The sequence below is a fragment of the Brevibacillus laterosporus DSM 25 genome, from assembly GCF_002706795.1.
In the GTDB taxonomy this organism is placed as follows: Bacteria; Bacillota; Bacilli; order Brevibacillales; family Brevibacillaceae; genus Brevibacillus_B; species Brevibacillus_B laterosporus.
This window is the reverse complement of record NZ_CP017705.1, coordinates 3,030,544-3,042,646: the sequence shown is the minus strand read 5'-3', so window position 1 is coordinate 3,042,646 and position 12,103 is coordinate 3,030,544. Positions and strand designations below refer to the sequence as shown.

At 38.4% G+C, this 12,103-nt stretch carries 10 protein-coding genes; 1 reads left to right on the top strand and 9 read right to left on the bottom strand.

The genetic code is table 11. From position 1 onward, the window contains the following. Nucleotides 1-195 precede the first annotated feature (195 nt). The 3 genes from BrL25_RS14860 to BrL25_RS14850 all read right to left on the bottom strand — a co-directional run bounded on the left by BrL25_RS14860 (nt 196) and on the right by BrL25_RS14850 (nt 3,720). The gene (locus BrL25_RS14860; protein WP_026315148.1) at nt 196-1,620 is read right to left on the bottom strand and encodes a HAMP domain-containing sensor histidine kinase; all 1,425 of its coding nucleotides are present in this window, start codon (nt 1,618-1,620) and stop codon (nt 196-198) included. Beyond that, nucleotides 1,610-2,296, bottom strand: coding sequence for a response regulator transcription factor (locus BrL25_RS14855; RefSeq protein WP_018671514.1), 687 nt, complete (start codon nt 2,294-2,296; stop codon nt 1,610-1,612). Before BrL25_RS14855 ends, BrL25_RS14860 begins: the two co-directional genes overlap by 11 nt. Nucleotides 2,297-2,634: 338 nt before the next feature. Then, on the bottom strand, nt 2,635-3,720 hold the full coding sequence (locus BrL25_RS14850) for a hypothetical protein (RefSeq protein WP_018671515.1): 1,086 nt from the start codon (nt 3,718-3,720) through the stop codon (nt 2,635-2,637). A gap of 333 nt (nt 3,721-4,053) precedes the next feature. Here BrL25_RS14850 and BrL25_RS14845 point away from each other — a divergent pair, with 333 nt between their 5' ends. Then, nucleotides 4,054-4,395, top strand: coding sequence for a YxeA family protein (locus tag BrL25_RS14845; RefSeq protein ID WP_018671516.1), 342 nt, complete (start codon nt 4,054-4,056; stop codon nt 4,393-4,395). An 88-nt stretch (nt 4,396-4,483) separates the two neighbouring features. Here the strand turns inward: BrL25_RS14845 and BrL25_RS14840 are convergent, their stop codons facing one another. The 6 genes from BrL25_RS14840 to sbnB form a co-directional block, all read right to left on the bottom strand. Then, on the bottom strand, nt 4,484-5,485 hold the full coding sequence (locus tag BrL25_RS14840) for a 2-hydroxyacid dehydrogenase (RefSeq protein ID WP_018671517.1): 1,002 nt from the start codon (nt 5,483-5,485) through the stop codon (nt 4,484-4,486). Between the two features lie 62 nt (nt 5,486-5,547). Beyond that, nucleotides 5,548-6,603, bottom strand: coding sequence for an AEC family transporter (locus BrL25_RS14835; RefSeq protein WP_018671518.1), 1,056 nt, complete (start codon nt 6,601-6,603; stop codon nt 5,548-5,550). Nucleotides 6,604-6,852: 249 nt separating this feature from the next. Then, a complete protein-coding gene (locus BrL25_RS14830) occupies nt 6,853-7,566 on the bottom strand; it encodes a response regulator (protein WP_018671519.1) in 714 nt (237 codons plus the stop codon). Beyond that, a complete protein-coding gene (gene dcuS, locus BrL25_RS14825; RefSeq protein WP_018671520.1) occupies nt 7,559-9,175 on the bottom strand; it encodes a DcuS/MalK family sensor histidine kinase in 1,617 nt (538 codons plus the stop codon). The genes BrL25_RS14830 and dcuS overlap by 8 nt, the downstream gene beginning before the upstream one ends. Nucleotides 9,176-9,484: 309 nt before the next feature. After that, nucleotides 9,485-10,909 (bottom strand): SpoVR family protein, encoded by a 1,425-nt coding sequence (locus BrL25_RS14820; protein WP_018671521.1) that lies wholly within the window; start codon nt 10,907-10,909, stop codon nt 9,485-9,487. 170 nt (nt 10,910-11,079) lie between these two features. After that, a complete protein-coding gene (gene sbnB, locus BrL25_RS14815) occupies nt 11,080-12,099 on the bottom strand; it encodes a 2,3-diaminopropionate biosynthesis protein SbnB (RefSeq protein ID WP_018671522.1) in 1,020 nt (339 codons plus the stop codon). Between the last annotated feature and the right edge of the window lie 4 nt (nt 12,100-12,103).

Genomic DNA, 12,103 nt, shown 5'->3' with positions numbered 1-12,103 from the left:
TGTGATGAACTAACTATAAGTTCGCTGTATGTCAACTAGATGTCTGTCCTGTGGGAAATCTGATGAATTCTGGAGGTAAAAGAATGGAATCCTCACCTGAGATCAATAAGGGCATCATAAAAAAAGTTGTCCACAGTTACCTTTGTAATCAGTAATTGTGGACAACCTATATGAATGACTTTGTCTATCTATGGATTATGGTTTTAGATTTAACTCATTTTTTACAGTCAATGTAAAAATGGTCTTCTCCTTAACACTCTCAGTCAATTCAAGATCGCCACCAAGCGCTTTTGCCATCATTTTGCTAAAAGGTAATCCTAGCCCAAGTCCTCTTACCCTATGCTTCTTCTCTTCTCCGCGATAAAATCGTTCAAAAATGTTTGCCTTTTCTGATTCCAAAATTCCGACACCATTATCTTGAACACAAATCTGAAAAACGTCAGCTTGATGTAATAGAGTTACCTGTATAATTCCGTTTAGTCCTGTCGCTTGTTTTGCGTTATTTAATAGATTATATAAAATTTGCTGTATACGTAGTGGGTCGGTGTCAATCCATACTTCCTGTTCGGGAATATTCGTCTGAAGAACAAGCGTGTTCTCCTCTTGTCCTATCAACCATTGATGTGTAATTTCTTGCACGAGATGATTCATGTTCTGCGATTGTTTATTAACTTTAATATCTCCTACCGCAAATGAGTTAAAATCTAATAAATCTTCCACCATTTTTTGTAAGCGAAAAATCTCTTTTGAGCAAATATCCAGAAACTCTTTGGCTACTTCACCGGTTACCACATCATCTTTAACCGCTTGTAACAGCCCGCTGATGGAGGTAACTGGTGTTTTCAGCTCATGGGTAACTCCAGCCAATAGCTCCGTTCGCATCAATTCTAACTGACGGAGTCGATCAGCCATATCTTTAAACGATTGAATAAGTTCATAGATTTCTTTTTCTTTGATGTCCTTTTTCAGTTCAATATCGTAGCGTCCCGTCACAATCTGTTTAGCCGCATCCGCAACTTCCTTCACGGGTTCCGATAATTTTTTTGTTAAATAATAAATAACAATCCAACCTAACAGTCCAAGACTTGTTAGCATAATACATAATTGTTGCAACGTCTCTATGCTACGATCCATCTCTTTTTTAGGAGAAAAGAGAAATACCCATCCTAGTGTTTGACCATTTTCCTCTATCTTCTGGGTAAGACAAATAGCAGTATCTCCTGAGCGCGTCTGTATTTCTTGCACGGCTTGATCTTCTTCCCAATTAGGAGACATTCGGCGGAGTATATCGTCAACAAATCGATTTGATTTTCCAAAGACAATCTGCCGGTGTTCATCTAATATCATAACCATGGGCTTAAATCCTCCCATGAAGCGGTGTCGATTCTCTACTAATCGCGACAGGAAGACAGGTAATACAATCCCAGTCCCGTTCGCTGATACAATTTGTTCAGAAATCTCCACAGCCATATATCTCATGACATCTAACCGTTTTTGCGTTTCATTGTAACTTATCCACATGCTAGAGAAAAGTCCAATGACGACAAGACCAACACATAAGGTTAATACATAACGAGTTGTCCAATAAGTTAATAGCGTCTTCCGCTCTCTATTTTTCATTGACACAGAACTGATACCCCAATCCTCGTAGTGTACGAATCTCTCCTTCATCGGTTGGCCAATTTTGCAAGGTTCTACGGATACGCTTCACCGCAAGATCAACAGCACGATCACTGCCCTCATAATCCATCCCCCAAACCTGCTCGATTAATTGCTCTCTAGTAAAGGTCTGATTGGGATGCTGTGCTAAAAATAGAAACACTGAAAGATCACGTGGTGTAAAAGTAAGCTCAATACCATGTAATGTGACAGAATGAGCCCGATAATCTACTTTTAAACTTCCAAAAATTCGAGTTTGGTAGTCACCCATGACCAGTAAGGAGCGTCGCATAACAGCATTAACACGTGCTACTACCTCCTCACCAATAAAAGGCTTGGTAATATAATCGTCTGCACCCTGATTTAACCCGTTTATCTTCTGATCCAGTTGCCCCAACGCTGTCAGCATGATAACTGGACAACTGCTTTTGGTACGAATATACTCCAGCACCTTCCACCCACTCTGCCCTGGTAGCATGACGTCTAATAAAACCAGAGAAGGTGCCACACGATCAAATGTATGTACGGCTTCTTCACCATCAAAGGCAAGCTCTACTTGATACCCTGCTTTTTCTAAATAAACTTGTAGAACCCGAGAGATCGGTCCTTCATCTTCTACTATTACAATTGTTTGCATAATTTGCTCCCTTCCAGTATATGAGGTTAGGGCTCTATCAACAGAATACGAAAAACATACCTAAAGGAAAAGGGGGAATATTTTGGCAGTTAATACAAAAAAACTAAACACAAGCATGGCCTTCCTGAAGATCAGGAAAACCATGCCAATTGACATCACACATTATATCGGGAGTGGGAGGATACTTTAAACATGAGGATACTACTTTTTGCCGCATTACTACTGCTATTTTGCCGGATACTACTGCCGTTTTTTTACATTGCCTATAACTTACTAGTAGCTTAATTGCCGTAATTGTTAGCCACTAGCTTTCATTTTTTACTACTTATCTATTTCAATTACTCAGCCTCTTCTTCAGAGTCAGCCTCTGCTTTTGGATTTTTCTTGTTTTGCATTTTTTCTAACCAATCTTGTAGCAGTTTGTTCACGGTATCAGCATCATCCGCGTCAGCGGCTTCTTTGATCTGTTCCATGATATTTTCTTTTCCTTCACGAACAAAATGCTTGATACCTAGTTTTTCCATCTCTTCTTTTGCTTGTTCTTCAGTTAGTGTTCCAGCTTTTACTTGCTCCTGGATTTCATCCAGTTTTTTCATTGTTTCTTCGTCAAGTTTGATACCTTCATGGATTGCATGCTTGACACCCAGCTTTTCCATCTCTTCTTTTGCTTGTTCTTTGGTTAGCGTTCCAGCTTTCACTTGCTCCTGGATTTCATCGAGTTTCTTTTTCGTTTCTTCGTCAAATTTGATGATTTTGCGAACAGGTTGCTCGATTCCTAATTTTTCCATCTCTTCTTTTGCTTGTTCTTCGGTTAATGTTCCAGCTTTCACTTGGTCTTTAATTTCATCCAGTTTCTTCTTTGTTTCTTCGTCAAGTTTAACCATTTTAAGAACAGGTTGTTTGATACCTAGCTTTTCCATTTCCTCTTTTGCTTGTTCTTCAGTTAGTGTTCCATCTTTCACTTGGTCTTTAATTTCATCCAGTTTCTTTTTCGTTTCCTCATCTAGGTTTTTAGATACTTTGACTTTGACCTTATTCTGATCAAAACCCTTCAGTCCAAGCTTTTCCATTTCTTCTTTTGCTTGCTCTTGCGTCAACGTGCCATCCTTTACTTGCTCACGAATTTCATCTAGCTTTTTCTTCGTTTCTTCATCCATTTGAGGAAGTTTTTCTTTCATTTTTTCCTGCTGATCAAACAGCTTTTGGAAATCGTCAGCTAGATCAGGATTGTATTTATTAATGATCTTCATTAATTCCTCCTGATTGGCTTGTCTATCCTCTAGAGAAAAATGTCCACGTTTTTGAAAGGTTTGTTCTACTTTTGTTGTCTCTACATTTGAAGTAGTTGCCGCAAAAGCAGCAGTTGGTGCAAACACTGCAAGAGCTAATGCTCCGATCATCCATTTCGATGCTTTTTTATTCATTCGAATCAAACTCCTTCATAGTTGATTTGCAAGAAGAACTTCTTACAAGTAACAATTTACTAATGGAGTATGTCAGGTGAATGTCCACCATAAGGAAAAGTTGTGGGAAAGCTGAGGATGGCTTTTCTATTTTAGAACTCCCAAAAACATTGACAATTAAATGAATATTTCGTATGTTTTGTATAACTTTAGTGATTGTAAGAAGGGGAACCTATTGACTTGGTGAACTACTTATCGCTTAGCTAGCGCTTGAAGTGGAAGACTTCTCAGCTGAACGGTTACATAGTAAAAGGAATCCATACCCACTATGACTGTAGAAAGGACGTTTTTGTATTGAAAAAGAATCTAAGCCTTATCATTGCTCTTTTACTAGGAAGTGTGGCTTTGGCGGGTTGTGAGCGGGATCAATACAATGTTTTAGGTAATGAAACAGAGTTTTATGCTGCCATGTTAAGTGAAGGTAAAGATGTAACCAATCAAGGCAAGAAATATACTCTCCCCACCTATGATAAAGATGGAAATAAAAAAATCCTTACTTACATCGCGGATTCTAAAATACCAGAAGGTTCTTTAGTTAAATTCACAATAAATCATCAAGGCGATGTGACAAATCTTGATAACGTAGCCATTAAAGACATTCCAGAACCAGCTCAGAAACAATTACATATTCAATAGAGCTAATTGGTCAAATAAAAACAGCCACCTTTCTCTACCCAGATGAAAGGTGGCTACTTGCAAAGAGACTATTACTTTTACAAAATTGTTATGCTACTTCGTTATCACATCTTCCCGCAGTAAGGAAGCTATACAGGTTCTCATAAGAGATTTCTACCATGTTTGTGAGCGCTTCATCTGTGTAAGAACCGATATGTGGTGTTACCAGAACTCGCGGGAACATGTTGATTAGCTTTTCAATTGTTTCATTAGGCAAAGCCTGATCCTTCAAGTTTTTGAAGAAGAAAGTAGATTCATTTTCAAATACGTCGGTACCGAAACCAGCTAGTTTATTTGTTTCTAAAGCTCGTAGAATTGCTTCATTATCTTGCAACTCACCGCGAGATGTGTTGATCAGCACAGCTTGATCTTTCATTTTCGCTAGGAACTCGTCGTTAATCATTTTGTAATTCTGATCTTTGAAGAACGGAACATGGACAGAAATTAAGTCAGATTTTGCTAATACTTCATCTAGAGGCAGATAATCTACAATTATTTTGGCTGTTTCATTTTCAAAAACGTCGTATGCTACTACATGAGCTCCCAAGCCTTTGAATAATTTAGCAGTTGTTAAGCCAATTTTACCAGTACCCAAGATACCTACTGTGCAATTGCGAATTTCCTTACTAAACATAGAAGCATCTACTGTGAAGTCTTTATCTTTTGTTTTATTAGCTGTATAAGAAGCATTGCGCATCAACATCATGCCAAGTGTAAGTGCTAATTCAGAAATCGCATTTGGAGAATAAGCTGGTACGCGAGCTGCTTTCATACCACAATCCTTCACTGCTTGTAGATCAATATGGTTAAAACCTACCGTTCTAGTGAGTAAATATTTCACTCCGTAGCTAGCTAATTTTTCGATATTCGTGCGAGTCGCCTTACAATTACCGCGAACCATAACCGCATCTGCACCTTTAGCCATCTCAACATTCGTATCATTCATTAAATCTGTTACTAGTGTTAAATTATAATTGAATTTGTTTAGTTTTTGAAAGAATTCAACCTCTACATCGCGTACACCATAGCAAACTAAATTAACTGTTTTCATTTGAAATCCTCCCTCTCTTTTGTGAACCTACTTGCCATTTTCTCTAGTTTTCGTTATTTCTTTTATACAAACAGTCCCAAAGATTTAATCATTTCTAGGACAACAATCCATAAAGGCATTGCTAGCACACCAAGTATTGTGGATAACAAGGAGCAGTTAGATGTTAATACTGCCTCTTTATCAAAGCTGATGGCATAAGCTGCTGCCACTGTTGCTGTTGGTGTAGCCATCATGATTACTACCGTTGCCAAAGCTACATGAGAGATTGGCAATAGACCAGTCATTGTTAGGACAGTCAAGATCACGATATTAACAATCGGAACGATGACAACTTTATTTAAGCTGTAGTACCAAGCATCTTTTACTCGTACAGCATCTTTTAAAGAAATCTCAGCAAGAGTAGCACCGATAGACAACCAAGCAAGCGGAGAAGCTAATTTAGCTAGATAATCCATTGGTTTAAATAACCACAAGGCTGTTTGGTCTATACGAAGGAATGCGTAGCTTACTTCTTTTCCATCTGCCATCATGTGAACCTGTGGAATATAATTTTGGAACATCCAGATAAATAATCCAGCAAAGGTAGCCAATACGATTGGATTTAAAAACATTGTTTTGATGTTTTTCGCTTCCATTTTTAAACCAGACATCTTGATATAGCCGTAAGAGTAAAGGAAGATACGATATCCAATGTTAAAGATAGAAGCATACATAACACCAACTGCACCATACATAACTTGTACGATTGGAATTCCGAAGAAGGTAGTTGAACCAAAGATCGTTAGAACACGTAGTACATCTTGTTTATCACCTGCAAATTTCGCAAACAGTGGTTTAGTAACAATAATGAGTACGATGTAGACCAAGATTCCCCAAATCAGAAGGTTAATCCCTTGTTTCAAGGATTCTGTATTGATGTCGGTCATAAAAGCCGTAAATGCTAGTGCTGGAAGAGCTACAGATAAGATAACGTTACTTAAAATCTTAGCTGTTTGCTTTGATAGCACTTCTTTCTTACGTAAAAAGAATCCTAAGAAAATAATGAAGACAGAAGAACTAATGGCACTAACAATCTTGCTATCTGTTAATGTGCTAATAAAAATTTCCCCGATATTCATCGAGCACTCCCCCTTGTATTGCAAATGTGAATACTTTCACATCATGGCTCAAAAAAATAAGTAAGTTATTTGTTTTACCCTTGTGAATCAATTCACATTCTTTATGGTTCTATCATAATCTTACTTTTCTATTCTGCCTACCTTATCTAACTTATTAAACTGATTATGTAACTAATGTAACCAAACAAAGAAAATGTCTGCTTTTAAAAATAAAAAAAGGCGACCAGTCAAATGCTAGTCGCCTGTTTCTTACATATATTGTTTAATGCGCTCGCTACTATCTTCGACAGTCCGGTGCTTACACACTGGACGTCCTACGGTCCCATACATAATTTCAGCCTTTAACACTCCGATTTCGCTTAAAAAGTTCAGGTATTTCCGCATAGATACACGCGATATACCTACTTCGTGAGCCATTTCTTCCGTGGAAAATGCTTGCCCTCTTCTTTCGGTAATATGATCCCAAATCAATTGTAATGTCGTACGCGTCAATCCTTTTGGAAGGTCCAATAACATATGGACATGGTCTTTATCCTTGGCTAACAATAATTTATCCAAATCGGTTTGACTTAATTTTTTTTGACGTTTCATCACGCTAGCTTTCTCTTTATAACCTTGAAGGGCCTCCTGTAAGCGTTCAAACTCAAATGGCTTAATTAAATAATCAACAGCACCAAATTGCAACGCCTTATTAATGCTTTTCGTATCACACGCTGCTGTGATCATAATGACATCAATACTTCTTTCTCTTTGACGGATTTGTGTGAGAAAGTCAAATCCACTCTTGCCAGGCAAATAAACATCAAGAAGTACAAGATCAACCTCTATCTCGTCAATCATCTCTAAAGCCTTGTTAACATCATTGGCCACTGCTTGAACGGTGAAGCCTTCCACCATCTCTAAGTATCTTTTATTAAATTCTGCAACCATTGGGTCATCTTCTACGATTAGCACCTTAATCATCATACTCATCCTTCATTTTGTAAGGCAGGGCTATTACAAAGCTCGTTCCTTTTCCCTCAACAGAATGGATAGCAATCTCACCTTTCCACTTATCCACATGCTGAGTAACAAAATACAGCCCCAATCCTCTATTTTCTCCTTTAGTCGAAAAACCCTTAACAAAGATTTCTCGTCTAAATGTTGGTGGAATTCCTTGTCCGCTATCGGTTAGTTCAATTAAAATCTGTTCTTCTGTTTGTTCAATTTTGAGCTCTACTTTTTTAACCTCTGCATGTATAGAAGCTTCCATAGCGTTATTAATCAGATTTCCGACAATGGTAATGAGAGAATGAATCAGCTCTGAATCTTCAGTTTCAGCTAAATAACTCTCTTCGTTTAAGATCAGCTCTACATCATCTTCTCTAGCATCGCTTATTTTTCCCAATAGAAATCCAGCGAAAACTGAACTCTTAATCCTTCTCACAATAAACCCAATTTCTTTTTGGTGTTGGATTGAAATTTGTTTAATATATTCATTGAGCTGGTCATAATAGCCCATGTGTATCATGCCTTGAATAACATGCAATTTATTTTTAAATTCGTGCGATTTGGCCCGAAGCGCATCGGCGTAGAGCTGGATTCCTGTAATTTGTTCTACCAGTTGTTGTATTTCTGTCTTATCTCGGAAAGTAGCCACAACTCCTACTACATAATCATCAACTACTACTGGTACACAGTTAATCACAAGTGAGATTCCATTGATACTATAATGCTCATCCAACTGTGCCTTGCCCGTACGCAAGGTTTCCTCCAATATCCACATGTGATCACTCGCATACTTGCCTACGATTTCCTCAGAGCTATCTGCTAGTTGTAATAACCGGCGCGCCTCCGAATTGACCAAGGTAATGATCCCTTCCCGATCCACAGCTATAACACCTTCACGCACGGATTGAAGCATCGCACTTTGTTCTTCTAGCACTTTCGCAATAGCAAAAGGCTCTAGTCCAAACAAAATCTTTTTAATATGTCTGGCAAACAGCAACGCTCCAATAATACCAATCGCAATTCCAAGTATCATGCTTAGGTAAATCACCGACCGGCTCTGCTTAACTGCTTTTCCTACATCATCTAATGCGATGCCGACAGTCACAACACCAATCTGTTTGCCATTATTATCATATACAGGCGTAAATACTCGTAATGCCTCGCCCAGCACCCCTACTGCGATGGAGATGTATTCCTTGCCAGATAATGAAGCATTCGCATCTTCCCGATCCATAAAGGATTGTCCTACTCTGGAAGGAAGAGGGTGAGATTTTCTAATTAAATTCATATCAAGCACGACCACAAAGCTCACATTCGTCAAATCTTTGATCCGATTAGAATAGGTCTGAATTTCTGCTTGATCTCGCTTGCCTGTTAATCCCTCAATAACAACGACCGAATTAGCTACAATCCGCCCAATATCGGTCAGCTTCTCAGACAAGCTATCCTTGGTTTGACTAGCAATATCCCTGCTAATCAGCATATTTGTAACCAATAGAGAACTAATAACGACAATTCCAATAAGCAAAATAATTTTTGTGTGTAAGCTAAGCTGCAACTTCCTTTTGCCAGGTTTGTTCATGAACAGGCTAAGCTCCTTCTGCTCGAGATGTCTAGTTACTTATGAATAGGCTAAGGTGCTATACCCCCTAAGTCGCTATGTTTCTCTATGCAACTGACAGATTACTCCTTAGTTTTTTACGCTGTTTTACCCATTATACTAAACTTCATAGATATGTACTATTGTTATCAAAAAAGATTTGTAAATTGTCGATAATAGAGAGGATTTTATGAATAGTCAAGAAAACAAAAAACATCCCGTCTCATCCTCACAGATGATTCGAGATGTAAACATACAGACATGGATCTAACCACACTAACTTCCTACATCCTATAAAAACCGCCGATGAACCTTTTTTCCATCGTAGCTAAAAACCACAGACCGACCATCTAATGTAGTCTCAATGTGTACATTTTTACCCCATATCGTGAAGACGTACGGTAAGGTTTTCTCAACGTATTTCACATCTAGCTCTAATCCTTCATATAGATGCTTGATATACAATTCTCCGCTACGGAGGTAGTCACCATCTTGTACGATCAAGTACGGGAAGCCTCCATTTACACGAGAAAGTGCTAATTGATCACGCACCAGCTCCCACTGTTTTTGTGTGATCACCCAATCGTTCCCCTGCTTTCCGAATGTATACATATCCAATTGCCTTACGAGGTCTTCTGTCAGATAGTTACGGATAAACGAAATATCTCCATCCAGTTCACGCACCTCAAAGATTTTTTCCAGTCCTTGATTTGGCTTGCGACCGAAACGCTCCTGTTCTTCTTTCGTAGGATTATTAAAACGCATCTCAATATCCTCAAACATTTTCAGGCCTAAATGATACGGATTAATGCTGGTAGTAGATGGCTGTATCACTGAAGAGTGTAGCTTAGCAAATTCGATTGTTTCAGCTTCGGTCAAATCCATCTCCCGAAGAATCCGACAATGCCAAAAGGAAGCCCAGCCTTCATTCATAATCTTCGTTTCCATTTGTGGCCAAAAATAGAGCATTTCATCGCGTATAATAGTCATGATATCGCGTTGCCATGGTGCCAAATATGGGCTATATTCCTGGATAAACCAGAGCAGATCTTTCTCCGGTTGCGCAGGAAACCGTTGTGGTTGATTAGAAGCAACATCTGTTTGTAGGTCTGCTTGATCTAACTTCCATAAATCATCATAGGGCGAACTAGGCTTAGAAATCTTAGGGGCATCCGTCTCATTTCCATATGGTTTTGCTCTTTCTTTGTTGGGCTGGATCAGTCTTGGATCAATATGCTCCTGAATTCCGATGCAAGCATCCAATAGCTCCTCCACTTTCTCTTTTCCATAGGCAATCTCGTATTCCCGAATACGATCAGCACTAGCTGCCATGCTCTCTACCATATTGCGATTGGTATTGCTAAAGCGTACGTTATTCTTGAAAAAATCGCAGTGAGCCAGTACATGGGCCACGATTAATTTATTTTGGATCAAGCTATTTCCGTCTAATAAAAAAGCATAGCATGGATTAGAGTTAATCACTAATTCATAAATTTTGCTGAGATTTAAATCATACTGAAGCTTCATTTTATAGAAGCTTTTTCCAAATGACCAATGCGAATATCTGGTCGGCATACCATAGGCCCCAAATGTATAAATAATCTCTGCTGGGCATATCTCATACCGCATGGGATAAAAATCTAAGCCAAACCCTTTGGCAATTTCCGTTATTTCATCAATCGCATACTCCAGTTGACGTTGTTCCTCCTGGTTCATCCAAGATCCCTCCTTTTCCCCTCTACACCATGTATATGTAAAGCGTGGAAAAGAAATAAGGTAAATAAAAAAAAGCACATTGTTTGACTACTAGCGTCAAAAATGTGCTTCTTTGTCCATTACAAAATCGTTTCCATCCAGCCTAGCCCATTACTTAATTTTCATTCCATTTAGTACAGGCTCAATGTTGTGCCGATTTTTTCTTGCCGTGCTTTTTTATATATTTCATAGGCGCAAGAGATATCCTCTATAGCCATCCCCATCGGATTTAGAATGATGATCTCGTCATCGGTTTCTCGGCCTGCTTTTTTATTAGTAATAATATCCCCTAGCTCTGCATGTAGCATTTCTTTTGAAAACTTTCCTTCTAATACTAATTGATTAATAATTTTTTTCTCTCGATTGGATTGATCCCAGTCATCAACAACCACTTTATCCGCCCGTAAGAAAGCTTTCTTCTCTATATCCATAATAGAAATGTTACTTACAAATGTCCCTTTTTGAATCCACTCTGCTTTAATATAAGGCTGGTCTGTTACTGTGCAAGTGACTAAAACTTCAGCATTCTCTACCGCACTTTGAGCTGATTGATGAATTTGGAATACAACATGACTAAAGCGCTGTTGCATCTCCTTACCAAACATCTCAGCCTTTTGTAAATCTAAATCAAACAAATGTACGTTCTTTATATGGTCAAACTGTTCCAATAAAGAATTTATTTGCATCTTAGCAATTAATCCACAACCTATAACGGATAAATGTTGGAACCCTTTTTTAGCCAAATATTCCGTTGCTACTACTGTTACTGCCGCAGTTCTCATGGCACTGATAACACTGCCCTCTAAAATCGCAATGGGGAAGTTCGTTTCAGGATCATTTAAAATGATCAAAGCACTAGCTCTTTCCATGTTTTTTTTCGTTGGATTTGAAAACTTACTTCCAATCCACTTGATTCCTGAAATAGAAGGTTCTCCCAAGTAGGCCGGCATAGCTATGATTCGATCTGCGATATGCTCATCTTTTTTATTTGTCTTCAAATACGGTTTTAATGGCTGACTAAAGTTCTTTTCTGAATGTAGTGCAAGAGCTTGTTTTATAGCTTGAACGTATATCTCAGACTTATAGCCACCTACATTAATAATATCTTGCTTGTTCAGATAGATTAATTCTGGCTTTGTTTCCACTAACATCATA